Annotated in this window: 19 protein-coding genes; 13 read left to right on the top strand and 6 right to left on the bottom strand. The window is 71.7% G+C overall.

Annotated elements, in window-relative coordinates; translation table 11 throughout:
- Positions 1–28 precede the first annotated feature (28 nt).
- Positions 29–2,113, bottom strand: a complete 2,085-nt coding sequence (locus ACWC5O_RS14985) for a YhgE/Pip family protein (protein ID WP_450587214.1) — start codon at positions 2,111–2,113, stop codon at positions 29–31.
- Entirely contained in the window at positions 2,085–2,897 is an 813-nt protein-coding gene (locus ACWC5O_RS14980) for an ATP-binding cassette domain-containing protein (RefSeq protein ID WP_450587215.1), read from the bottom strand. Before ACWC5O_RS14980 ends, ACWC5O_RS14985 begins: the two co-directional genes overlap by 29 nt.
- Positions 2,898–3,064: 167 nt before the next feature.
- Here ACWC5O_RS14980 and ACWC5O_RS14975 point away from each other — a divergent pair, with 167 nt between their 5' ends.
- From ACWC5O_RS14975 to ACWC5O_RS14965, 3 genes are all read left to right on the top strand, one after another.
- Positions 3,065–3,628: an SAV_6107 family HEPN domain-containing protein gene (locus tag ACWC5O_RS14975; protein ID WP_450587217.1), complete on the top strand. Its 564-nt coding sequence runs from the start codon at positions 3,065–3,067 to the stop codon at positions 3,626–3,628.
- A 124-nt stretch (positions 3,629–3,752) separates the two neighbouring features.
- Positions 3,753–4,580 carry a methyltransferase gene (locus ACWC5O_RS14970; protein WP_450587218.1) on the top strand — a complete coding sequence of 276 codons (828 nt, stop codon included), beginning with the start codon at positions 3,753–3,755 and terminating at the stop codon, positions 4,578–4,580.
- Positions 4,581–4,857: 277 nt separating this feature from the next.
- Positions 4,858–5,244, top strand: coding sequence for a DUF3040 domain-containing protein (locus ACWC5O_RS14965; protein ID WP_450587220.1), 387 nt, complete (start codon positions 4,858–4,860; stop codon positions 5,242–5,244).
- A gap of 102 nt (positions 5,245–5,346) precedes the next feature.
- Here the strand turns inward: ACWC5O_RS14965 and ACWC5O_RS14960 are convergent, their stop codons facing one another.
- The 4 genes from ACWC5O_RS14960 to ACWC5O_RS14945 form a co-directional block, all read right to left on the bottom strand.
- A complete protein-coding gene (locus ACWC5O_RS14960; RefSeq protein ID WP_450587221.1) occupies positions 5,347–7,734 on the bottom strand; it encodes a transglutaminase TgpA family protein in 2,388 nt (795 codons plus the stop codon).
- A complete protein-coding gene (locus ACWC5O_RS14955; protein WP_450587222.1) occupies positions 7,734–9,092 on the bottom strand; it encodes a DUF58 domain-containing protein in 1,359 nt (452 codons plus the stop codon). Before ACWC5O_RS14955 ends, ACWC5O_RS14960 begins: the two co-directional genes overlap by 1 nt.
- Positions 9,092–10,132: an AAA family ATPase gene (locus tag ACWC5O_RS14950; protein ID WP_386574287.1), complete on the bottom strand. Its 1,041-nt coding sequence runs from the start codon at positions 10,130–10,132 to the stop codon at positions 9,092–9,094. Before ACWC5O_RS14950 ends, ACWC5O_RS14955 begins: the two co-directional genes overlap by 1 nt.
- Before the next feature lie 266 nt (positions 10,133–10,398).
- Positions 10,399–11,007 (bottom strand): beta-class carbonic anhydrase, encoded by a 609-nt coding sequence (locus ACWC5O_RS14945; RefSeq protein ID WP_450587224.1) that lies wholly within the window; start codon positions 11,005–11,007, stop codon positions 10,399–10,401.
- A gap of 355 nt (positions 11,008–11,362) precedes the next feature.
- On the opposite strand from ACWC5O_RS14945, the gene rsmH reads away from it, so the two are divergent.
- The 10 genes from rsmH (at position 11,363) to ACWC5O_RS14895 (ending at position 23,989) form a co-directional block, all read left to right on the top strand.
- Entirely contained in the window at positions 11,363–12,319 is a 957-nt protein-coding gene (gene rsmH / locus ACWC5O_RS14940; RefSeq protein ID WP_450587226.1) for a 16S rRNA (cytosine(1402)-N(4))-methyltransferase RsmH, read from the top strand.
- A gap of 63 nt (positions 12,320–12,382) precedes the next feature.
- The gene (locus tag ACWC5O_RS14935; protein ID WP_450587228.1) at positions 12,383–12,976 is read left to right on the top strand and encodes an FtsB family cell division protein; all 594 of its coding nucleotides are present in this window, start codon (positions 12,383–12,385) and stop codon (positions 12,974–12,976) included.
- A gap of 5 nt (positions 12,977–12,981) precedes the next feature.
- Positions 12,982–14,946 carry a penicillin-binding transpeptidase domain-containing protein gene (locus tag ACWC5O_RS14930; protein ID WP_450587229.1) on the top strand — a complete coding sequence of 655 codons (1,965 nt, stop codon included), beginning with the start codon at positions 12,982–12,984 and terminating at the stop codon, positions 14,944–14,946.
- A 44-nt stretch (positions 14,947–14,990) separates the two neighbouring features.
- Complete coding sequence (locus ACWC5O_RS14925) at positions 14,991–16,703, top strand: UDP-N-acetylmuramoyl-L-alanyl-D-glutamate--2,6-diaminopimelate ligase (protein ID WP_450587230.1); 1,713 nt, start codon at positions 14,991–14,993, stop codon at positions 16,701–16,703.
- A 4-nt stretch (positions 16,704–16,707) separates the two neighbouring features.
- Complete coding sequence (locus tag ACWC5O_RS14920; RefSeq protein ID WP_450587232.1) at positions 16,708–18,114, top strand: UDP-N-acetylmuramoyl-tripeptide--D-alanyl-D-alanine ligase; 1,407 nt, start codon at positions 16,708–16,710, stop codon at positions 18,112–18,114.
- Positions 18,111–19,184, top strand: coding sequence for a phospho-N-acetylmuramoyl-pentapeptide-transferase (gene mraY / locus ACWC5O_RS14915; RefSeq protein WP_393466407.1), 1,074 nt, complete (start codon positions 18,111–18,113; stop codon positions 19,182–19,184). The genes ACWC5O_RS14920 and mraY overlap by 4 nt, the downstream gene beginning before the upstream one ends.
- Complete coding sequence (murD, locus tag ACWC5O_RS14910) at positions 19,166–20,614, top strand: UDP-N-acetylmuramoyl-L-alanine--D-glutamate ligase (RefSeq protein ID WP_450587234.1); 1,449 nt, start codon at positions 19,166–19,168, stop codon at positions 20,612–20,614. The genes mraY and murD overlap by 19 nt, the downstream gene beginning before the upstream one ends.
- Before the next feature lie 97 nt (positions 20,615–20,711).
- Entirely contained in the window at positions 20,712–22,073 is a 1,362-nt protein-coding gene (gene ftsW, locus ACWC5O_RS14905) for a putative lipid II flippase FtsW (RefSeq protein ID WP_450587236.1), read from the top strand.
- Between the two features lie 6 nt (positions 22,074–22,079).
- Entirely contained in the window at positions 22,080–23,168 is a 1,089-nt protein-coding gene (gene murG, locus ACWC5O_RS14900) for an undecaprenyldiphospho-muramoylpentapeptide beta-N-acetylglucosaminyltransferase (protein WP_450587238.1), read from the top strand.
- A 26-nt stretch (positions 23,169–23,194) separates the two neighbouring features.
- A complete protein-coding gene (locus ACWC5O_RS14895) occupies positions 23,195–23,989 on the top strand; it encodes a cell division protein FtsQ/DivIB (protein WP_450587240.1) in 795 nt (264 codons plus the stop codon).
- The last annotated feature ends 89 nt before the right edge of the window (positions 23,990–24,078 follow it).

Here is a 24,078-nt window from a genome sequence, read left to right as displayed (position 1 = left end):
ACGCGCGGGTGCGGGGGCGACTTGGAGATCACAGGCTCAGCTCCGGGTGCAGCCGGTCCAGCGTCCAGACCTGGCGGCGCCGGGCCGCGAGCGCGGTCAGGGCCAGGGCGCCCGCCGTGAACGCGGTCAGCACCCCGCACGCCGTCCACACCGGGCCCAGCCCGCCGCCCGTGATCAGCCGGCGCAGGGCCGCCACGATGTAGCTCATCGGCAGGAACGGGTGCAGGGCGTTGAAGAAGCCCGGGCTGGTCTGCACCGGGTAGGTGCCGCCCGCCGAGGTCAGCTGGAGCATCAGCAGGGCCAGGACGAGGATCCGGCCGGCCGCGCCGAAGCGGGCGTTGAGCCACTGCACGATCGCGGCGAAGCACGCCGCCACCAGGAACAGGAAGCCGACCGTGCCGGCCGCGCGCGCCATCTGCAGGCCGATCGCCCAGTGCAGCACGGACATCAGGGCCACCGTCTGCAGCACGCCCACCGCGGCCACCGGCAGCCACCCGGCCAGCGCGATCCGCCAGCCCGGCGAACCGGCCGCCAGGGCACGCCGGTTGAGCGGCGGGATCAGCATGTACGCCACCATCGCGCCCACCCAAAGGGACAGCGGGATGAAGTAAGGAGCGAAGCCGGTGCCGTAGTTGGGCGCCTTGTGCAGGTCGTGGGTGGCGAGCTGGACCGGGTCGGCCATCACGCCGGTGCGCTGGTCGCGGTCCTGCTTGTCGTAGTCGGGGATCTTCTTCGCGCCGTCGTGCAGACCGCCGGCGAGCTTTCCGGAGCCGTCGACCAGCTTGTACATGCCGCCGCTCAGGGTCTGGGCGCCCGACTCGGCCGTCCCGATGCCCTGGTCGAGCTTCGCCGCGCCCGTCCCGGCGGTGCCCAGTCCGGCATGGAGCTTCTTCGCGCCCGCGGCGACCTCGGCCGCGCCGTCGTTCAGCTTGTTGATCTTCCTGACGGCGTCGTCGACGTCCTCGTAGAGGTGCGGCGCGCGCTCGGCGAGGGCCTGGGCCTGCGTCTGGAGCTTGGTGAGGTTGTTCCGCAGCGTTTTCAGGTCGCCGTCCTGGTCGGCGATCAGGGTGTTGAGGTCGTCGGCGACGGTGGCCACGTCAGCGGCCGCCTGCCTGGCCTTCTTCAGATCAGGGCAGATGGGGTCGGGGATCGCCGCGGTCACGCAGCGCGCCTGGTAGACCTCGTCCAGGACGGCCGCGGACGCGTGGGCCGCCCGTGCGGCGCCCGGCGCGAGCTTCACCAGGTCGTCGAGGTTGTGGCGGACCGCCTCGGCCGAGTCGGCGACCAGCTGAGCGGTGTCCCCGATGGTCTTCTCGTTGTCCTTCAGGAACGGGCCGGCCTTGCGGTAGACGCCGTTGACGTTGTCGGCGAGGGTCTGGGTGCCGTCCGCGACCCGCTGCGAGCCGTCCTCCAGGTCGCTCGAGCCCTGGGTGAGCTTCGTCAGGCCCTTGGAGAGCTTGCCGCTGCCGCTCTTGGCGTCCTGCAGACCGTCCGCGAGGTCCTTGGAGCCCTTCTCCGCCTTCCCGAGGCCGCCCTTGAGCCGGTCGGCGCCCTCGGCCGCCGTCACGGTCTTGTCGTGGATGCCGGAGAAGGAGATGAAGATCTTGTCCAGGAAGGTCCGGGACGCCTTGGTGGACGCGGCCCTGCGGACCTCGTTGAAGACCGTCCGGGAGATCTGGCCGACGATGTAGTTGTTCGCGTCGTTCGTGCGCACCCGGAGCGCGCCCGTCTCCGGGGAGCCGCCCGAGCTGGAGGCGATCCGGTCGCTGAAGTCGGCGGGCAACGTCAGCGACAGGTAGTAGGTGCCGTCCTCGACGCCCTCGCGGGCCTCGGCGTCGCTCACCTCGTGCCACGCGAAGGTCTTGCTGTCGCGCAGCCCGGCCACGATGTCGTCGCCGGCCGTGATCTTCTTCCCGCCCGCCGTGGCGCCCTTGTCGTCGTTCACCAGGGCCACCGGGATGCGGTCCAGACGGCCGTACGGGTCCCAGAACGACCACAGGTACAGGGCGCCGTAGAGCAGGGGCAGCACGAGCAGCGCGACCAGGGCGGCGCGCGGCAGCTTCCCGCGCCCGAAGCGCCTCAGCTCAAGCGCGGCCAGCCTCGGCGAGCGCATCGGCCTCCTCCTTCGTGTCGGTCTTCTCGGTCCTGTCGCTCTTGTCTTCGTTCTTTGCTTCGCTGTTCTTCGCTTCGCCTCGGTCGCCCGTGTCCTCGCCACGGCCGGTGGCGACGGTGACGCAGTCCTCGGGGGCGGTGCGGCACACCGCCACGACCGTCGTGCCCGCGCGCGCGAGGGACCGCAGCAGGTCCCAGATCTCGGCACGCTCGGTGTCCGAGAGCTTCGTCTCGATGTCGTCCACACCGAGCAGCCCGGGCCGGCCGAGCAGGGCCAGCGCGATGGACAGGCGCAGCTCCTCCAGCCGCTCCAGATCGCGTACGGCCGTGCGGGAGCCCTTGGGGAGCGCCTCGAGGTCGAGTCCGGCGGCGGCCAGGGCCGCGTCGACGCGCTGCCCTGTCTCGCGGGCGCGGTCCGCCCGGCGGCGCAGCAGTTCGCGCGGTGAGTCGCCGAACCTGTGCTGCAGCAGCGCCCGTTCCCGCAGATGCTCCCCGACGGTCAGGGCCGGTTCCAGGTCGGTGACACCGGCCACGTTGGCCACGCCGGCGACGCGGCGCACGGCCGCCATGTGCCGGGGGATCCGGAACCCGCCCACGGTGGCCGCGCCCGCGGTGGGCTTCATCCGTCCCGTGAGCGCGAGCAGCAGGCACGTACGGCCGGAGCCGGACGGTCCCTCTATCGCGATCAGCGAGCCGGGCTTCGCGTCGAAGGTGACGCCCCGGAAGGCCCACCCCCGTGGCCCCTTGAGCCCTAGGTCCTCGGCTGTGACGTCCACGCCGTCCACGAGCCCCCCTGCCTGCTTGCATACTTTTGAACTGACTGGTCAGTGCAAAAATACGCCCGAACCTGCGATCGAAGCAAAGGCCCAGGTCAGAACGGATTGTCAGTGCCATACCTCACGATGGGCACATACGGCACCCGTGCCGTCACCCAGACGACAGGAGGTTCGTCATGGCCAACTCGTCCGCAGCCGCCGCCCACCGGCGCCGCGCCACCGGCCCTGCCCCCTCACTGACCGGACCGGCGAGCGATGTGCACCCCGTGCTCCGCCGGGCCACGGCCCCGCCCGCCGCCCTCGACCTGCTGACGCTGGCCCGGGCCGGCCTCGAAGAGGCCGCCGTCCTGGAAACCCCCAACGAGCGCTATGCGACCGCCCACCTCGCCGCCCTGCGCACCGCCGCCGCCGTGCTCGCCGCCCGGGGCCGCCCCGAGACCTCCCCGCGCCGCCGGACCCGCATCCGCAGCGCCTGGGAGGTGCTCCCCGAGATCGCCCCCGAACTGACCGAGTGGAGCGCGCTCTTCGCCTCCGGTGCCACCCGCCGCGCCCGCGCCGAGGCGGGCATCCAGGGAGCGGCCGGACAGCGGGACGCCGACGACCTGATACGCGACGTGGCGATGTTCCTCCGCATCGTCGAGCGGATGCTGGTGCTCCAGCCCGTCCTGCCCCAGCCCCGCCAGGACACCGACGAGCGAGGCGGCCCGGGCCCGCACGGCGGCCTCCCGGACGCGGGCTGACCGCCGACGGTCCGCCTGGCGGGACGGACACGGCAGTACACCTCGGCGGTGACCAGGTACGGCGCCGGAGGCAATAGGGTGGAGTTCGCCTGAAGCCGTCCGCCCTGCCGAGGAGTCAACTGCCGTGTCGGACCCGATGCGCCCGCCCGTCTCCCACCATCACCCTCAAACGACGTCGCAGCGCTCCGACTCCCCTCGACCCCGCACCTCCCTCCGTACCGCCGTGGTCTGGGAGGTCCTGCAGGACGCCCTCGACCGCCGGGTCAAGGCCACGGGGCGGGAGTCGCTGGACGTGCTCGACACCGGAGGCGGCAGCGGCAACTTCGCCGTGCCCCTCGCCCACCTCGGCCACCGTGTCACCGTCGTCGACCCCAGCCCGAACGCGCTGTTCGCGCTGGAGCGCCGTGCCGCCGAGGCCGGCGTGGCCGACCGGGTCAAGGGCGTCCAGGGCGATGCCCACGGTCTGTTCGAGGTGGTCGAGCGCGGGGGCTACGACGCCGTGCTGTGCCACGGAGTCCTGGAGTACGTCGACGACCCCGCCGAGGGCGTCCGCAACGCGGTCGCCGCGCTGCGCCCCGAGGGCGTCCTCAGCGTGCTCGCCGCCGGCCTCGGCGGTGCCGTCCTCGCCCGGGCCCTCGCCGGTCACTTCAAGGAGGCCAAGCAGGCTCTGCAGGACCCGGAGGGCCGCTGGGGCGCCGGCGACCCGATGCCGCGCCGCTTCACCGCGGAGCAGCTCACCGCGCTGGTGGAGGGCGCGGGCCTGCGGATCGGCGCGGTGCACGGCGTGCGGGTCTTCGCCGACCTGGTGCCCGGCGTCCTCGTGGACACCGAGCCCGGCGCCCTCGACGCCCTGCTCAAGCTGGAGGCCGCGGCGGCCGAGCTGCCCGCCTTCCACTCCGTCGCCACCCAGCTCCATGTGCTCGGCGAGACGCGAGGGGCCGCGGAGGCCTGAGCGGCCTTCCGGGACCCGGCGCTGATCAGGGACTTGGCGGCAGATGGAGTACGCCACAAGACCCCCGATCGAGCGGTTTGCGCCGTATGATCGAGGTACACCGTCCGGCATGACGGATCGGCCGCCGGGGAATGGAAGCCTCAGCGAGCCGGGACGGCCATGGCGGATTCCGGTTGGCCTATTGGCGTAGAGGGGCGGGTTTCACGGGGGCGATTCCCTGCCTATCCTGAAGGGACCCCCCGGGTCGCCCCGGCGACCGCACGATGAGGAGGACTCCGTGCCGCTCTCGGAGCACGAGCAGCGCATGCTCGAGCAGATGGAGCGAGCGCTGTACGCCGAAGATCCCAAGTTCGCGTCGGCGCTTGAGGGAAGTGGGCTGCGGACGTACACCCGGCGGCGGGTCTACCAGGCGGTCGCGGGCTTCCTCGTGGGTATCGCGCTCCTCATGGCCGGAATGGTCGCACAGCAGATCTGGGTCAGCGTGGTGGGCTTCCTCGTCATGCTGGGCTGTGCCGTACTCGCCGTCACAGGCTGGCGGAAGACACCCAAGCCGGGCGAGCAGCCCGCGGGCGCCCCGCGCCGACAAGTGCGGCAGAAGCGTTCCATGATGGACCGGATCGAGCAGCGCTGGCAGCGCCGCCGGGACGAGCAGCAGGGCCACTAGCCGCTCGCCGGTTCACGCACACCGCGGGTTCGCGCACACAACAGCAGACATCCGTGAGGGGTGGCCACCAGCCGGTGGCCACCCCTCACGCGTTCTCCGGTCTCAGCCCTGCTGCCCCGAAGGCCTGCGCAGCGTCGGCCGGGCCGCCACCGCACGCGCCCTGAGCGCCGCCCACCGGGCCGACACCGCCCACAGCACCCGCGCGGCCGACCGCGGCGCGAACCGCGCCCGCATCCGCGTCCGCCCGCTCACACCGCGGTTCAGGCCGGCGATCACCCGGCGCACGTCCTCGGCCAGGCCCGCCACCGGGCGCGGCCGGGGCGCGTACAGCACCTGCTCCAGCGCGTCCGCCACCCGGTGCACGGCGGCCCCGGCCGCCGGGTCGAGCTGCCCCAGCCGCACGATCCTGGCCGCTGCCTTGCGCGGCGTCTGCGACTCGTCCGGCAGGATGCCCACGTCCCAGGCGCTGTCGGTCAGCTCCTGCCAGGCCGCCAGCGTGTGTGCCGCCGCACCCTCCTCGGTCCGCGCGTGCGCACCGAGCCGTACGGCCCGCACCCGCGCCCGCCACAGCATCGGCGCCAGCGGGATCGCCAGCACCGCCAGGCCGCCGAGCCCGATCAGCGCGTACCACAGCCAGTGCCACGAACCGCCGCCACCACTGTGCTGCGCCACCACCGCGGACGGGCTGTCGCACGCCTCGAGCTTGCGCAGCTGGGCCGTGCAGCCCTCGCTCGGCGAGGCCGACGCCGAGGGCGCCTTCGACGCCCCGTGGGACGGCAGGGCCTCGTCCGGCTCGGAGGTGCCGGGCGTGTGCGACTGGGTGTACGACGGCACGGTGCCCCGGGTCGGGGTCGGCTCGAAGCGGGTCCAGCCCACACCCTCGAAGTACAGCTCGGGCCAGGCGTGCGCGTCCTTCAGGCTCACCGAGACCGAGCCGTCCGCCTGCGGGGTGCCGGGCGCGAAGCCCACCGCGACCCGGGCGGGGATGCCGAGCGTGCGGGCCATCGCCGCCATCGCGAAGGAGAAGTGGACGCAGAAGCCCTGCTTCTTCTTCAGGAACGCCGCGATCGCGTCGGGACCGCGGCCGACCTCCACCTGGGTGTCGTACTGGAAGCCGCCGGACACGGCGAAGTAGTCCTGGAGCTTGACCGCCTCCGCGTAGTGGCTGGCCGAGCCCGCGGTGATCTCCCTGGCCGTCTTGGCCACCACCTTCGGCAGCCTGGACGGCACCTTGGTGTACTCGCGCTTCAGCGCCGCCGGCGGCTGCGGAGCCGCGGTCAGCTGCTCGGCGGTCGGCTGCACGTCCAGGCTGTTCACCTGGTAGGTCTCGCCGCGGGTGTTCTGCCCGTGGTCACCGACGAGCGTCATGCCGACGGGCTCGTACCGCCAGTTGCCGCTGACCCGTACGCCGCTCGGCGGGTACGGCATCGGCAGCCAGTCCTGCGCGTACCAGTCCGCCGCGGAGATCGTCGTCTTCACGGTGGTGCGCTTGACGTCCGTGCCCAGGCCGATGGGCGTGGGGAGAACCTCGGGCACGCCGACGATGTGCCGCTGGGACGGCTTCCAGGTGGTGCCGTCGAAGTCGTCCAGCGAGACGATCCGCAGATACATGTCCGAGAGGTCGCCGGCACTGGTCTTCAGGGAGAGCACCTGGCGGTCGTTCTCCACGTTCAGGCTGTCGCGCAGCGACACCAGGGGGTTGACCGCGGAGATCGTGCCGCCGTTTCCGTTGCCCGGGCCGACGCCCGCTCCGGCGCCGTCCAGCAGGCCGCCCTGCATCGCGGGCAGGGCGAGCGGCACCACCAGGGCGACACCGAGGGCGACCGCGCCGATCCGGCGTCCGGTGCGCACCGGGGCCACCGCGCCGGTCTCCGGGTCGCCCGGGGCGCGGGCCGCGCCGCCGAAGACCCGGCCCCACTGGGCCAGGCGCTCCCGGCCCTCGGCGAGCAGCAGCATCAGATAGCCGGCCGCCGCGACCAGGAACCACAGCCAGTCGGTGCCGCCGCCGGACAGCCCCGCGGCCACCGAGTACAGCGCGAGCAGCGGCAGTCCGGCCGGGGCCGCGCTGCGGAAGGTCACCGCGAGGGTGTCCACCAGCAGGCCGATCACCAGGACACCGCCGATCAGCATCAGCTTGATGCCGTCGGTCAGCGGTGCCGGTATCGCGTACCGGCTGACGTCGTCGGAGCCCTGCTGGAGCAGGTCGCCGAAGTGCCGGAAGGCGTCCGGACCGGGGACCAGCCCGGCCATCGCCTGCTGCCGGGCGAAGACCAGGGTCAGCAGCATCAGCGTGGCCAGGACCTGCGCCGCCACGGTCAGTGACCGCGCCAGCGGCACCCGCCGCGCCGCCGCACCCACCCCGGTCTGCACGGCGACCAGCAGCACCGTCTGGAACAGCCACGTGGGCTGGTCGACCAGGGGCAGCAGTGCGCACGCGGCCATCAGCGTCGCCGCGGCGGCACACAGGCCAAGTCGTGCCCGCCCGCTCATCACAGTGCCTCCCCGCTCAGCGCGGTCAGGCCCGAGCGTTCCTGGTCCGCCTGCCGCCACAGATCGTTCAGCGAGGCGCCGCGCGGCACGCTCAGCGCCGTCCAGCCCGCCTCGCGCAGCATGCGCAGCCGCTCGGTGTGCCGGTCGCGCGGGCCCGGCACGTCCGTGGTCTCCCGCACCCAGGTGTCCGGGTCCAGCACGAACGCGACCGCACCGCCGCTGCGTTGGCGCATCTTCGCGACCTCAGCGGCCTGCTCCTCGTCGAGATCGCCCAGGAAGGCGATCAGCAGCCCCTCGTTCCCGCCGCGCAGCAGGTCGTAGGCCCGGGACAGGCCCGTGCCGTCGGAGTGGTCGATCACCGCGAGGGTGTCCATCATCAGCCCGGCCGCGTCCGCGGAATCCTGGCCTGTCCCCGCGAACCCGTCGGCGCCCGCACCGGGCACCGAGCTGCCGTTGTCCGTCAGCAGGCGCACGGTGAAGCCCCGTTCGAGCATGTGCACCAGGACCGACGCGGTGCCGGAGACGGCCCACTCGAAGGCCGAGTCGGGGCCCGCGCCCTCGTAGCCGATGCCCCGGGTGTCCAGCAGGACCGTGCAGCGCGAGCGGCGCGGCTGCTCCTCGCGGCGCACCATCAGCTCGCCGTAGCGCGCGGTGGAGCGCCAGTGCACGCGGCGCAGGTCGTCGCCGTAGCGGTATCCGCGCGGGATCACGTCGTCCTCGCCCGCGAGGGCCAGCGAGCGCTGCCGCCCGTCGCCGTACCCCTTGGCCTCGCCGCTGAACCGGACCGGCGCCAGCGGCTCCACGCGCGGTATGACGGTCAGCGTGTCGAACGTCGAGAAGGCGCGGGTGAGTTCGCACATACCGAACGGGTCGGTCAGCCGCAGCTGCAGCGGACCCAGCGGGTAGCGGCCGCGCAGGTCCGAGCGAACCCGGTAGGACACCTCGCGGCGGCCGCCCGGCTCCACCCGGTCCAGCACGAAGCGCGGCCGGGGCCCGAGCACGTAGGGCACCCGGTCCTGGAGCATCAGCAGGCCCGTGGGCAGCCGGGAGACGTTGTCCACCCGCAGGTGCACCCGGGCCTCGCTGCCCGCGGGCACACGCGCGGGGGAGAGCCGGCGGCTGCCGGCCACCCGGTAGCGCGTGTGGTAGAGCACTGTCGCGCAGAGCAGGGGCAGCACGGCCAGCAGCAGGCCGACCCGCAGCAGATCCATCTGGCCCAGCACATACGCGCAGATCGCGGCCGCGATCCCGGCGGCCAGGAAGGAACGCCCGCGGGTGGTGAGCCCCGCCAGGGCCGTGCGGACCCCGTCCGCCTCCCCGCGGTCGGGCTCCGCCTGCCCTGCCCCCCCGGCGCTCATCACAGACTCCGCGGGGGCTGCTGCGGATAGGCCGGCACACCGCGGCCCAGACCGCCGAATCCGCTCTGCTGCTGCGGCGCCGCGGGCACCGGGGTGTGCTGCAGGATCTCCAGCACCACCTGTTCGGCCGTACGGCGGTTGAGCTGGGCCTGGGCGGTGGGCAGCAGCCGGTGGGCGAGGACGGCGACGGCGAGCGCCTGGACGTCGTCCGGCAGCGCGTACTCCCGGCCGCTGAGGGCGGCGGACGCCTTCGCCGCGCGCAGCAGATGCAGCGTCGCGCGCGGGGAGGCGCCGAGTCTGAGGTCGGGGTGCGTGCGGGTGGCCGCGACCAGCTCCACCGCGTACCGCCGCACCGCCTCGGAGACGTGCACCCCGCGCACCGCCTCGATCAGCTTCACGATCTCGTGCGCGTGCGCCACCGGCTGCAGGTCCTCCAGCGGGGAGACCCCGCCGTGCACGTCCAGCATCTGCAGCTCGGCCTCGACGCTCGGGTAGCCGACGGAGACCCGGGCCATGAAGCGGTCGCGCTGCGCCTCGGGCAGCGGATAGGTGCCCTCCATCTCCACCGGGTTCTGCGTGGCCACCACCATGAAGGGGCTGGGCAGTTCGTAGCTCTGCCCGTCGATGGTGACCTGCCGCTCCTCCATGGACTCCAGCAGCGCGGACTGGGTCTTGGGCGAGGCACGGTTGATCTCGTCGCCGATCACGATCTGCGCGAAGATGGCGCCCGGCTTGAACTCGAAGTCCCGTCGCTGCTGGTCCCAGATGGACACACCGGTGATGTCCGAGGGCAGCAGGTCCGGCGTGAACTGGATGCGCCGCACCGAGCAGTCGATGGACCGCGCCAGTGCCTTGGCGAGCATTGTCTTGCCCACTCCGGGGACATCCTCGATCAACAGGTGTCCCTCGGCGAGCAGTACGGTCAGCGAAAGCCGTACGACCTCGGGCTTGCCCTCGATCACACCCTCCACCGAACTGCGGACACGCTCCACAGTGGCGGTCAGATCAGTGAGGCTCGCTCGATCGTCATAGGTCGTCACCCGGCCCTCCTCGGCCCGTTCTTACTCGGGCCGACGCTCTGCGATGCGAAACCGGCCCACCCCGAAAACACGGACACCGCGTGGAAAAGGTTCCACGCGACGCCCACACCCCGCATTCTTGCTGCCGTTACCGATTCGTGTCACTCGCCTGTGGACAACTGCCCGCACGATGTCGGTCTTACGGCCTTTTCGACCACCGTTTTCGATGCCGTGCGGCGGAATGCTTTCGCAGCGCGGGGGTGTTCGGGGTGGGCCGGCGGCCCCGGTCAGGCCGGGTCGACCTCGCGCAGCAGACCGGTGTGCACGTCGAAGACGAAGCCGCGCACGTCGTCGGTGTGCAGCAGGAACGGCGAGGTGCGCACCCGCTGCATGGACTGGCGCACGTCCTGGTCGACGTCCCGGAAGGACTCCACCGCCCACGCCGGGCGCTGGCCGACCTCCATCTCCAGCTCGTGCCGGAAGTCCTCGGTGAGGGACTCCAGACCGCATCCGGTGTGGTGGATCAGGACGACGCTGCGGGTGCCGAGCGCCCGCTGGCTGATGGTCAGGGAGCGGATCACGTCGTCGGTGACCACGCCGCCCGCGTTGCGGATCGTGTGGCAGTCGCCGAGCTGCAGGCCGAGCGCGGCGTGCAGGTCGAGCCGGGCGTCCATGCACGCCACCACCGCCACGTGCAGGACCGGACGGGCGTCCATTCCGGGGTCGGTGAAGGCCTCGGCGTAGTGCTCGTTGGCCTCCACGAGGCGGTCCGTCACGGTGCCGCTCGTTATGGCGCCTTCGGATCCAGTGGGAACTGCTGCGGAAGTCGTCATACCCATGACGTTACTGGTCACCCCCGGTCCCGGCCTGCTGTGAGAGCGGACAAAGAACGTCATCGTGGCTTGTTGTGAGCTAACCCACACGGAGGGCAAACGTAGGCCGGATGGGTGAATCTTTTCGAATTGCCACTCCGCCCGAGGCGCGGTACGCGACGCGCAGGCCGGTTGATTGACCGCGAGACACGGTGGACTAAAGTGACGCGAAGCGGGAGGGGCGGCTCTCCCTGCTGGTGAAACCCCCGGAGACCCCGGCCCGCAACCGGACCGTCTCCCCACGTGCGCGGCGCGTACGTACGGCTCGGCCTCCTCCCGCTCCCGGTCGGCTGACGCTTCCGGCGCCGGCAGGCCTCCCCTTCACGGAGCGGGCGGGGACCCGGCGGTGCGTACGGCCCGCCGGAACTGAGAGGCCCCCTTGAGCCAGAGTCGACACGTCCCGGTGATGCTCCAGCGGTGCCTGGATCTGCTGGCGCCCGCCCTGGAGCGGCCGGGAGCGGTGGTCGTCGACTGCACCCTCGGCCTCGGCGGCCACAGCGAGGCCCTGCTGACGCGGTTCCCCGAGGCGCGGCTCGTCGCCCTCGACCGGGACAAGGAAGCGCTGCGCCTGTCCGGCGAGCGGCTCGCGCCCTTCGGTGAGCGGGCGACCCTGGTGCACGCCGTCTACGACGAGCTGCCCGACGTACTGCACCGGCTGCGTGTCCCGCGCGTGCAGGGCGTCCTGTTCGACCTCGGCGTCTCCTCCATGCAGCTGGACGAGGCCGGCCGCGGCTTCGCCTACGCCCAGGACGCCCCCCTCGACATGCGCATGGACCAGACGACCGGCATCAGCGCCGCCGAGGTCCTCAACACCTATCCGGCGGGCGAGCTGGTGCGGATCCTGCGCGCGTACGGCGAGGAGAAGCAGGCCAAGCGGATCGTCTCCGCGATCGTCCGCGAACGCGAGAAGGAGCCGTTCAGCAACAGCGCTCGGCTCGTCGAGCTGATCCGGGACGCGCTGCCACAGGCCGCCAAGCGCACCGGGGGCAATCCGGCCAAACGCACCTTCCAGGCGCTGCGCATCGAGGTCAACGGCGAGCTGTCCGTCCTGGAACGGGCGATCCCGGCCGCGGTGAAGGCGCTCGCCGTCGGCGGACGCATCGCCGTGCTGTCGTACCACTCGCTGGAGGACCGGCTGGTGAAGCAGGTGTTCGCGGCCGGCGCCGCGTCCACCGCGCCGCCCGGGCTGCCGGTCGTGCCCGAGCGCTACCAGCCGCGGCTCAAGCTGCTCACGCGCGGTGCCGAACTTCCCACCGAGGAAGAGGTCGCCGAGAACCGCAGGGCCGCCCCGGCCCGGCTGCGGGGCGCCGAGCGCATCAGGGAGGACGCCGAGTGAGCGAATCGGGTCGGTTGGGTTTCCGGACTCACCCGTCGGCGCGCCGGAGCCACCGGAGGCCCAGTGAGTAGGAAACCCGAACTGAGGGGGAGGGCCGCCCGGCTCGCCCGGCTCTTCCCGGCCGGCCGCGCCCGCGCGGCCCGCACCCCGTTCGTCCTCCTCGTCGTCCTGCTGCTCGGCGGCGGCCTCATCGGGCTGCTGGTGCTCAACTCCGCCCTCAGCGAAGGCTCGTTCAAACTCGACGACCTGCAGAAGCAGACGAAGAGCCTCACCGACGAGGAACAGGCCCTGCAGCGGGACATCGACGCCTACTCGTCCCCCGACGCCCTCCAGCGCCGCGCCCGCGAACTCGGCATGGTCCCCGGCGGCGACCCGGCCTTCCTCGGCTCCGACGGCAGGGTCAAGGGCGTACCGAACGCGGCCAGCCCCGAGCCCGCCTCCTTCACCCGGCCGGTCGCCCCGGAGACCGTCCTTACGGCCCCCGGCGCCTCCGTGTCGCCCTCGACCACCGCGTCCCCGTCGTTCCCCTCGGTCCCGCCGGCACAGCCGCCCGCCATCCCCGTCCCCTCGGCCCCGGCCCCGGCGGCCGCCCCGGACGGGGCGGTGCCGCCGCCCTCCACCCCCCAGTCCGCGCCCACCCCGACCCCCGGCAGGTGACGGAAGTGTCCGACAGGGAAGCGCCGCGCCGCCGCGTGCCCGGCCCCGCGAAGCCGCCCCGGCCGCGGGGCGCCGTACGGCGGCAGCCCGGGCCCGGTGCCCGTCCGGCCCGTCGGCCGAGCGGGGCCCGGCCCATGCCCCCGCCCGCCCTCCGGCTCGGCAGCCCCCGCCCCCGGCTGCGCATGGTCGGCCTCGCGCTCACCCTGGTGCTGCTCGCCTTCGTGGTGCGGCTGCTGCAGGTCCAGGCCGTCGACGCCAGCGCGTACGCCGCCAAGGCCGAACTGAACCGGTACGTCGTGCACGCCCTGGCCGCCGAACGCGGCCAGATCACCGACCGCAACGGCGTGGCCCTCGCCATCAGCGAGGACGCGTACGACATCACGGCCGACCCGACGATGTTCACCGTCAAGCAACTCAAGATCGACGACGGGCCCGAACAGGCCGCCGCGCTGCTCGCGCCGATCCTCGGCCAGGACCAGGCCACGATCGTCAAGAAGCTCAGGCCCGCGAACAAGCTGTCGCGTTACACCCGGCTCGCCACCCGGCAGACCCCGCAGGTCTGGAAGCAGATCAAGGACCTGAAGAGCGCGCTCGCCAAGAAGGCCAAGACCGACAACAACTCGGCCAACGTGCTCGCCGGCGTCTTCGCCGACCCCAGCAGCCAGCGCGTGTACCCCAACCACGACCTCGCCGCCGGGATACTGGGCTGGGTCAACGCCGAGGGCCGGGGCGGCGGAGGCATCGAGCAGGAGCTGAACAAGCAGCTGTCCGGCAAGCCCGGCAAGATCCGCTACGCCCAGTCCGGCGGCCGCGAGGTGCCCACCGCGGGCTCGACGGAGACGCCCGCCGTGCCCGGCAGCGACGTCGAGCTCACCATCGACCGCGACATCCAGTGGGCCGCCCAGAACGCCATCACCGCGCAGGTCGAGAAGTCCAAGGCGGACCGCGGCTACGTCATCGTCCAGGACACCCGCACCGGAGAGATCCTGGCCATGGCCAACGCGCCCGGCTTCGACCCGAACGACCTGTCGAAGGCCGACGGGTCGGCCATGGGCAACGCGGCGGTCCAGGACGCCTACGAGCCCGGCTCCACCGCCAAGGTGATGTCGATGGCGGCGGTCCTGGAGCAGAACGCGGCCACCCCGCTCACCCACGTCGTCGTACCGAACCGGCTGCACCGCGGCGATCGCCTCTTCCAGGACGACATCGACCACCTCACCTGGTACCTCACGCTCAACGGCGTGCTCGCCAAGTCCAGCAACATCGGCACCATCCTCGCCACCGGCCAGCTCGGCAGGACCCAGCCGGAGGCGAACAAGGTCCTCTACTCGTACCTGCGCAAGTTCGGCATCGGCAGCCCCACCGGGCTCGGCTTCCCCGGCGAGACCCGCGGCATCCTCGCGCCCGCCGGCAAGTGGTCGACATCGCAGCAGTACACGATTCCTTTCGGCCAGGGCTTCTCCCTGAGTGCCATGCAGGCCGCCTCCGTGTACTCGACGATCGCCAACGGCGGTGTCCGCGTCGAGCCGACCCTGGTGCGCGGCACCGAGGGCGCCGACGGCCGCTTCACCCCCGCCGCGCAGCCCAAGAAGTCCCGCGTGGTCAGCGAGAAGACGGCCAGGACGCTCGCCCAGATGCTGGAGTCCGTCGTGGACGACGAGCAGGGCACCGGCGTCAAGGCCCGCATCCCCGGCTACCGGGTCGCCGGCAAGACCGGCACGGCCAACCGCGTGGATCCGGCCACCGGCCGCTACCGCGGCTACACCTCGTCGTTCGCCGGATTCGCACCCGCGGACAACCCGCGGATCACCGTCTACTGCGCGATCCAGAACGCCACGTCCGGCAGCTACTTCGGCGGCCAGATCTGCGGACCCATCTACAAGCAGGTGATGGAGTTCGCCCTGAAGACCCTCCAGGTCCCGCCGACCGGGGCGAAGCCGGCGAACCTGCCCGTCGACTACAAGCCCTGATCAGCCCCGCCCCGCACCACCGGAAGACCACCAGGAACGAGCCCGTGAGAACGATCACCCCCGATTCCGGGAACCAAGGCGCCGCAGAGCCCTCACTTCGCTCCGGGGCGGGTGCGCCCGGTACGCTCACCGCCGTGCCACACGCTGATCAGTCCCAAACCACCCAGAAGGGCGCTTCCGTGACATATCCGGGACCGCCGCGACCGGTTCAGGTCTCCGCCACACCCCTCGCGGAACTGGCCGATCAGCTGGGTGCCGCCGCTGCGGACAGTGCCGCCGAGGTCACGGGGATCACCCATGACTCGCGCGCCGTCCGCCCCGGCGACCTGTACGCCGCCCTCCCGGGCGCCCGCCTGCACGGCGCCGACTTCGTCACCCAGGCCGCGGGCCTCGGCGCGGTCGCCGTGCTGACCGACCCGACGGGCGCCGAGCGCGCCGCGGCGACCGGACTGCCGGTCCTGGTCGTGGACGACCCGCGCGGGCGGATGGGCGAACTGGCGGCGACGATCTACGGCCACCCCGGCCGCGACCTGCTCCAGATCGGGATCACCGGCACCTCCGGCAAGACCACCACCGCCTACCTGGTGGAGGGCGGTCTGAAGAGCACCCGCGACTCGATCGAGGGGGGCCGACGCGAAGCGTCGTCGGGTGAGGGCGGCGGCGAGCGACGGGTGGGACTCATCGGCACCGTCGAGACGCGCATCGCCGAGGAGCGCATCAAGTCCGAGCGGACCACCCCCGAAGCCACCGACCTGCAGGCCCTGTTCGCCGTCATGCGTGAACGCGGCGTCGAGGCGGTCGCCATGGAGGTGTCCAGCCACGCCCTGGTCCTCGGCCGGGTCGACGGCTGCGTCTTCGACATCGCCGTGTTCAACAACCTCAGCCCGGAGCACATGGAGTTCCACTCCGACATGGAGGACTACTTCCGGGCCAAGGCGCAGCTGTTCACGCCGAAACGCAGCAAACTCGGTGTGGTCAACGCGGACGACGAGTACGGCCGTCGGCTCGCCAGGGAGGCGACCGTCCCGGTCGTCACCTTCTCCGCCGAAGGCCACCCCGATGCCGACTGGCGCGCCCAGGACGTCCAGGTCGGCCCCATGGACTCGACGTTCACCGTCGTCGGCCCCCAGGGCGAGCGCGTCCACGCCAAGTCGCCGCTGCCGGGCCCCTTCAACGTGGCGAACACCCTCGCCGCCATCGTCGCCCTCGCCACGGCCGGCCTCGACCCGCAGGCCGCCGCCGACGGCATCGCCGCCGTACCGGGCGTCCCCGGCCGCCTGGAGCGGGTGGACGCCGGGCAGCCCTACCTCGCGGTCGTCGACTACGCGCACAAGACCGACGCCGTCGAGTCGGTGCTCAAGGCGCTGCGCAAGGTCACCAAGGGCCGTCTGCACATCGTCCTCGGCTGCGGCGGCGACCGCGACCAGACCAAGCGTGCCCCGATGGGCGCCGCCGCGGCCCGGCTCGCCGACACGGCCGTACTGACCTCCGACAACCCCCGCTCCGAGGACCCGCTCGCGATCCTCGCGACCATGCTCCAGGGCGCGGCCTCCGTGCCCGCGCACGAGCGCGGCGAGGTGCTCCTGTTCGAGGACCGGGCCGCCGCGATCGAGTCCGCCGTGGGCCGCGCACAGCCCGGCGACACCGTGCTGGTCGCGGGCAAGGGCCACGAGCAGGGCCAGGACATCGCCGGTGTGGTCCGTCCCTTCGACGACCGCCAGGTGCTTCGCGAAGCTATCCAGAAGACCCAGGGATGAACTTGTGATCGCCCTCTCCCTCGCCGAGATCGCAGCAGTCGTCGGCGGGCAGACGCACGACATACCGGATCCGTCCGTCCAGGTCACCGGACCGGTCGTCCGGGACTCCCGCGAGGTGGTGCCCGGCACCCTGTTCGCCGCGTTCGTCGGCGAGCGCGTGGACGGCCACGACTTCGCGCAGGCCGTCGTGGAGGCGGGCGCGGTCGCCGTACTGGCGTCGCGTCCCGTCGGCGTGCCCGCGATCGTCGTGGACGACGTCCAGGCCGCCCTCGGCGCCCTCGCCCGCCATGTCGTACGCCGGCTCGGCGCGACCCTCGTCGCCCTGACCGGCTCGGCCGGCAAGACCAGCACCAAGGACCTCATCGCCCAGGTGCTCCAGAGCAAGGCGCCGACGGTGTTCACGCCCGGCTCGCTCAACAACGAGATCGGACTGCCGCTGACCGCCCTGTCCGCCACCGAGGACACCAGGTTCCTCGTCCTGGAGATGGGCGCCCGCGGCGTCGGCCACATCCGCTACCTCACCGACCTCACCCCGCCGAGGATCGGCCTGGTGCTCAACGTCGGCACCGCCCACATCGGAGAGTTCGGCGGCCGCGAGCAGATCGCGCAGGCCAAGGGCGAGCTGGTGGAGGCGCTGCCCGAGGACGGCGCGGCGATCCTCAACGCCGACGACCCGTTGGTACGTGCCATGGCCTCCCGTACCAAGGCGAAGGTGGTCCTTTTCGGAGAGTCGGCCGAAGCGGACGTACGCGCCGAGAACGTGCGACTCACGGACAGCGGACAGCCCGCCTTCAGACTTCACACACCCTCCGGTGCAAGCGATGTGACCATGCGCCTGTACGGTGAGCACCACGTGTCGAACGCGCTCGCCGCGGCCGCCGTCGCCCATGAGCTGGGCCTGTCCGCGGAAGAGATCGCCACCGCGCTCTCCGAGGCGGGCTCCCTCTCCCGCTGGCGGATGGAGGTCACCGAGCGCCCGGACGGCGTGACCATCGTCAACGACGCCTACAACGCCAACCCCGAGTCCATGCGGGCCGCCCTCAGGGCGCTCGCGGCCATGGGCAAGGGGCGCCGCACGTGGGCGGTGCTCGGCAAGATGGCCGAGCTGGGGGGCGAGGCGCTCGCCGAGCACGACGCCGTCGGACGGCTCGCCGTCCGGCTCAACGTCAGCAAGCTCGTCGCGGTCGGGGGGATTGAGGCCTCCTGGCTGCAACTGGGCGCATATAACGAGGGTTCGTGGGGTGAGGAGTCGGTGCACGTGTCCGACGCACAGGCGGCGGTCGACCTGTTGCGCAGCGAGTTGCGCCCGGGGGACGTCGTACTCGTGAAGGCGTCCCGTTCGGTGGGGCTCGAAAGCGTCGCCCAGGCGCTCGTCGAGACCGGTGCCGAGGGTGAGGTTGCCGCCCGATGATGAAGCAGATCCTGTTCTCGGGAGTCATCGGCCTCTTCCTGACTCTGATCGGGACCCCGCTGCTGATCAAGCTGCTGGCCCGCAAGGGCTACGGCCAGTACATCCGTGACGACGGCCCGCGTGAGCACGCCAGCAAACGCGGTACGCCCACCATGGGTGGTATCGCCTTCATCCTGGCGACGATCGCCGCGTACTTCCTGAGCAAGCTCATCACCGGCTACCCGCCCACCTACTCCGGCCTGCTGGTGCTCGGCCTGATGTTCGGCATGGGCCTGGTCGGCTTCCTGGACGACTACATCAAGATCGTCAAGCGGCGTTCGCTGGGCCTGCGGGCCAAGGCGAAGATGGCCGGCCAGCTGATCGTCGGCATCGGCTTCGCGGTGCTGTCGCTGATGTTCGCCGATGCCCGGGGCAACACCCCGGCCTCCACCAAGCTGTCGTTCATCACGGACTTCGGCTGGTCCATCGGCCCGGTGCTGTTCGTCGTCTGGGCGCTGTTCATGATCCTGGCGATGTCGAACGGCGTGAACCTCACCGACGGTCTGGACGGCCTCGCCACCGGCGCCTCCGTCCTCGTCTTCGGCGCCTACACGTTCATCGGCGTCTGGCAGTTCCAGGAGTCCTGCGCCAACGCGGGCACCCTGACCAACCCGGCCGCCTGCTACGAGGTGCGCGACCCGCTGGACCTGGCCGTGGTCGCCTCCGCCCTGATGGGCGCCTGCCTGGGCTTCCTGTGGTGGAACACCTCGCCGGCGAAGATCTTCATGGGCGACACCGGTTCGCTCGCCCTCGGCGGTGTCCTGACGGGCCTGGCCATCCTCTCCCGCACGGAGCTGCTGGTGGCCATCATGGGCGGCCTGTTCGTCCTCATCACCATGTCGGTCGTCATCCAGGTCGGCTCCTTCCGGCTCACCGGCAAGCGCGTCTTCCGGATGGCGCCACTCCAGCACCACTTCGAACTCAAGGGCTGGTCCGAAGTCCTGGTGGTGGTCCGCTTCTGGATCATCCAGGGAATCTGTGTGATTGTCGGACTTGGCCTCTTCTATGCGGGATGGGCAGCGGACAAGTGACCTCCTCGGTGCCTTCTGAGCCTTCTGGCTTCCAGGGCAAGCACATCACCGTCGCCGGGCTCGGCGTCTCCGGCGTCCCGGCGGCGAAAGTGCTGCACGCGCGCGGGGCGATCGTCACCGTCGTCAACGACGGCGACGACGCACGCGCGCGTGAGCAGGCCGCGGAGCTGGAGGCGCTCGGCATCACCGTGCGCCTCGGCGACGGGGCGACCCTGCCCGAGGGCACCGAGCTGATCGTCACCGCGCCCGGCTGGAAGCCGGACAAGCCGCTGTTCCTCGCGGCCGAGCAGGCGGGCGTGCCCGTCTGGGGCGACGTGGAGCTGGCCTGGCGCCTGCGGGGCCCCGACGCGGCCCCCTGGCTGGCCGTGACCGGCACCAACGGCAAGACCACCACCGTCCAGATGCTGGCGTCGATCCTGAAGGCCGCGGGCCTGCGCACGGCCGCCGTCGGCAACATCGGCGTCTCCCTGCTGGACGCGGTCCTCGGCGAGGAGTCGTACGACGTCCTGGCCGTCGAACTCTCCAGCTACCAGCTCCACTGGGCGCCCTCCCTGCGCGCCCACTCCGCGGTCGTCCTGAACCTCGCCCCGGACCACCTCGACTGGCACGGCTCCATGGAGGCCTACGCCGCCGACAAGGGCCGCATCTACGAGGGCAATCGGGTCGCCTGCGTCTACAACGTGGCCGACAAGCTCACCGAGGACCTGGTGCGCGAGGCGGACGTGGAGGAGGGATGCCGCGCCATCGGCTTCACCCTCGGCACCCCGGGTCCCTCCCAACTCGGCGTCGTGGACGGCATCCTGATCGACCGCGCCTTCGTGGAGAACCGCCACAAGAACGCGCAGGAGCTGGCCGAGGTCTCCGACGTCAACCCGCCGGCCCCGCACAACATCGCCAACGCCCTTGCCGCCGCGGGCCTCGCGCGCGCCTTCGGGGTGCCCGCCAGGGCCGTACGCGACGGCCTCAGGGCCTTCAGGCCGGACGCCCACCGCATCGCGCACGTCGCCGACATCGACGGGGTGGCGTACGTGGACGACTCCAAGGCGACCAACACCCATGCCGCGGAAGCCTCGTTGGCGGCATATGAACCGATCGTATGGATTGCGGGCGGTCTGGCGAAGGGCGCGACCTTCGACGAGCTGGTCGCCAAGTCGGCAAAGCGGCTTCGCGGTGCCGTGCTGATCGGCGCCGATCGCGCCCTGATCCGCGAGGCCCTCGCGCGACACGCCCCGCAAGTACCCGTCGTCGACCTCGAACGGGCCGACACTGGGGCGATGCTCCAGGCGGTGACGGAGGCGAAGAGGCTCGCGCAGCCCGGCGACACGGTGCTGCTGGCCCCCGCCTGCGCCTCCATGGACATGTTCACCAACTACAACCAGCGCGGTGACGCGTTCGCGGCGGCGGTCCGCGAACTCGGCGCGGGCGCCTGACGGCGGGTCTCGGCCACCTGGGGTGCTTCGGGACCCGTGGAGGGACGCGTGAGGCGGATGTGGCTCGGGTTTGGTCGGCGGGTGCGAGGAGCTGGTGATGTCCAGTAGCCGTACAGGCCGTCCTCCGGTTCAGCGCGCCGCCAGAAGGCCCGCGACGTCCCGGCCGCCGGGCGAGAACCCCGTCCTACGGCTCTACCTGCGCGCGCGCAAGGCCTGGGACCGACCGCTGACCGCCTACTACGTGATCCTCGGCGGCAGCCTGCTGATCACAGTGCTGGGCCTGGTGATGGTCTACTCGGCCTCCCAGATCACCGCGCTGCAGCTGTCGCTGCCGGGGTCGTACTTCTTCCGCAAGCAGTTCCTCGCCGCGCTCATCGGCAGCGCGCTGCTGTTCGTCGCCTCCCGCATGCCGGTGAAGCTGCACCGCGCACTCGCCTACCCGATCCTCGCCGGTGCCGTCTTCCTGATGGTCCTGGTGCAGGTGCCGGGGATAGGGATGGCGGTCAACGGCAACCAGAACTGGATCTCCCTCGGCGGCTCCTTCCAGATCCAGCCCAGCGAGTTCGGCAAGCTCGCCCTGGTGCTGTGGGGTGCGGACCTGATCGCCCGCAAGCAGGAGAAGAAGCTGCTGACCCAGTGGAAGCACATGCTGGTGCCGCTGGTGCCGGTCGCCTTCCTGCTGCTGGGCCTGATCATGCTCGGCGGCGACATGGGCACCGCGATCATTCTCACGGCGATCCTGTTCGGCCTGCTGTGGCTCGCGGGGGCACCGACCCGGCTGTTCGCCGGCGTGCTCTCGATCGCGGGTCTGATCGGTGTGGTCCTGATCAAGACCAGCCCCAACCGGATGGCCCGGCTCGCCTGCATCGGCGCCACAGAGCCGAAGTCCGGGGTCGCCGACTGCTGGCAGGCCGTGCACGGGATCTACGCCCTCGCCTCCGGCGGACTCTTCGGCTCCGGTCTTGGCGCGAGTGTGGAAAAATGGGGCCAACTACCTGAAGCACACACCGACTTCATCTTCGCCGTCACCGGTGAGGAACTGGGCCTGGCGGGGACGCTGTCGGTGCTCGCCCTGTTCGCGGCTCTAGGCTATGCGGGTATCCGCGTGGCCGGACGCACGGAGGACCCCTTCGTGAGGTACGCCGCGGGAGGCGTGACCACCTGGATCACCGCCCAGGCGGTGATCAACATCGGTGCGGTGCTCGGTCTGCTGCCGATCGCCGGCGTCCCCCTCCCGCTGTTTTCCTACGGAGGGTCCGCCCTGCTGCCGACCATGTTCGCCATCGGGCTGCTGATCGCCTTCGCACGCGACGAGCCCGCTGCGCGGGCGGCGCTTGCGATGCGGCAACCTCGCTTTGGTAGAAAGCGGGCTGGAGGCCCCAGGATGGATCGGGGGCCTCGGAGATGGAACACGATGCGACGGCGTGCCTCGGTGGCGCGTTCGTCCGGAGAGCGGTGAATTTCGGTGCATGTCGTACTCGCTGGTGGGGGGACCGCCGGCCACATCGAGCCCGCGCTCGCCCTCGCGGACGCCCTGCGCAGGCAGGATCCGACCGTGGGGATCACGGCCCTGGGCACGGAACGCGGACTTGAGACCCGACTCGTCCCGGAGCGCGGCTACGAGCTGGCGCTGATCCCCGCCGTGCCGCTGCCCCGCAAGCCCACGCCCGAGCTGATCACCGTCCCGGGCCGGCTGCGCGGCACGATCAAGGCCGCCGAGCAGATCCTGGAGCGCACCAAGGCCGACTGCGTGGTCGGCTTCGGCGGCTACGTCGCCCTGCCCGGCTACCTGGCCGCCAAGCGCCTCGGTGTGCCCATCGTGATCCACGAGGCCAACGCGCGGCCCGGCCTGGCCAACAAGATCGGTTCGCGGTACGCGGCCCGGGTCGCCGTCTCCACCCCGGACAGCAAGCTGCGCGACGCCCGCTACATCGGCATCCCGCTGCGCCGCTCCATCGCGACCCTGGACCGCGCCGCCGTCCGCCCCGAGGCCCGCGCCCGGTTCGGCCTCGACCCGAACCTGCCCACGCTGCTCGTCTCAGGTGGCTCCCAGGGTGCCCGGCGCCTCAACGAGGTCGTCCAGCAGGTCGCTCCCCGGCTGCAGCAGGCCGGCATCCAGATCCTGCACGCGGTCGGCCCGAAGAACGAACTGCCGCAGGTGCAGCAGATGCCGGGAATGCCCCCCTACATCCCGGTAAGTTACCTGGACCGGATGGACCTCGCGTACGCCGCGGCCGACATGATGCTCTGCCGTGCCGGCGCGATGACCGTCGCCGAACTCTCCGCCGTCGGGCTCCCGGCCGCCTACGTCCCGCTGCCCATCGGTAACGGCGAACAGCGGCTGAACGCCCAGCCGGTGGTCAAGGCCGGCGGCGGACTCCTCGTCGACGACGCGGAGCTGACCCCCGAGTGGGTGCAGCAGAACGTCCTGCCCGTGCTGGCCGACCCGCACCGGCTGTACGAGATGTCGCGCGCGGCAGGCGAGTTCGGTCGCCGGGACGCCGACGAGCTGCTCGTCGGCATGGTGTACGAGGCGATCGCCTCGCGCCGATAGGACCGTATGACGAAGGGGCTGTGAGCGTGGCCGGACCGACGACCGCCGAGCGCGGTGAACGCCAGCAGGAGTCGTCCGGCCCGCCGCTCGCGCGGCGGTTGAGGAAAACCCGCCTTCGTACGATCGTCATTCTGGCTGTCGCCCTGGTGCTCCTCGGGGCGGGTTCGGCTTGGGTGTTGTACGGCTCCTCGTGGCTGCGGGTGCAGCGTGTCTCGATCTCGGGCACCCGCGTCCTGACCCCGGCCGACGTGCGCGAGGCCGCCTCCGTGCCGGTCGGGGAGCCACTGATTTCCGTCGACACGGACGCCATCGCGGCCCGACTCCGCCGGAAATTGCCCCGAATTGACACCGTTGACGTCGTCCGTTCCTGGCCTCATGGAATCGGCCTGAAAGTGGTCGAGCGCACCCCGGTGCTACTTGTCCGAAAAGCCGGGAACTTCGTCGAAGTCGACGATGAAGGTGTCCGTTTCGCCACGGTTTCGCAGGCGCCGAAAGGCGTTCCGGCGCTGGAGTTGACCGCGTCCCGGAAGGGTTCCGGTTCCGCCAGCTTCCGGCGTTTCGGCACCGACCGGCTGATGCGCGAGGCGGTCCAGGTCGCCGGCGACCTGCCGGCCGCGGTCGCGCGGGGCACCCGGACCGTCCAAGTCCGTTCCTACGACGACATCTCGCTGGATTTGGGCGACGGCCGCACGGTGGCATGGGGTAGCGGCGAGAGCGGCCCCGCCAAGGCACGGGCCCTCACAGCTCTCATGAAAGCAGCTCCCGGCGCGCGGCACTTCGATGTCAGCGTCCCCACCGCCCCTGCGTCATCAGGGAGTTGACGCACATCAGCGCAGGCCAGCACCCTGGTTGGGCACTGCTATGGCTGATCACATAGGGTGAAAAGAAAAACGGGAGGTTCGGCGTGTTC

Source organism: Streptomyces sp. NPDC001450, assembly GCF_053597295.1.
The sequence above is the reverse complement of the archived record's forward strand: the minus strand, read 5'-3'. Positions and strand labels throughout refer to the sequence as shown.

What these genes read in the sequence shown, in the direction of transcription:
- ACWC5O_RS14985 (WP_450587214.1), bottom strand. Translation starts at nt 2,113, where the DNA reads ATGCGCTCGCCGAGGCTGGCCGCGCTTGAGCTGAGGCGCTTCGGGCGC.
- ACWC5O_RS14975 (WP_450587217.1), top strand. Translation starts at nt 3,065, where the DNA reads ATGGCCAACTCGTCCGCAGCCGCCGCCCACCGGCGCCGCGCCACCGGC.
- ACWC5O_RS14960 (WP_450587221.1), bottom strand. Translation starts at nt 7,734, where the DNA reads ATGAGCGGGCGGGCACGACTTGGCCTGTGTGCCGCCGCGGCGACGCTG.
- ACWC5O_RS14955 (WP_450587222.1), bottom strand. Translation starts at nt 9,092, where the DNA reads ATGAGCGCCGGGGGGGCAGGGCAGGCGGAGCCCGACCGCGGGGAGGCG.
- ACWC5O_RS14945 (WP_450587224.1), bottom strand. Translation starts at nt 11,007, where the DNA reads ATGACGTTCTTTGTCCGCTCTCACAGCAGGCCGGGACCGGGGGTGACC.
- mraY (WP_393466407.1), top strand. Translation starts at nt 18,111, where the DNA reads ATGATGAAGCAGATCCTGTTCTCGGGAGTCATCGGCCTCTTCCTGACT.
- murD (WP_450587234.1), top strand. Translation starts at nt 19,166, where the DNA reads ATGGGCAGCGGACAAGTGACCTCCTCGGTGCCTTCTGAGCCTTCTGGC.
- ftsW (WP_450587236.1), top strand. Translation starts at nt 20,712, where the DNA reads ATGTCCAGTAGCCGTACAGGCCGTCCTCCGGTTCAGCGCGCCGCCAGA.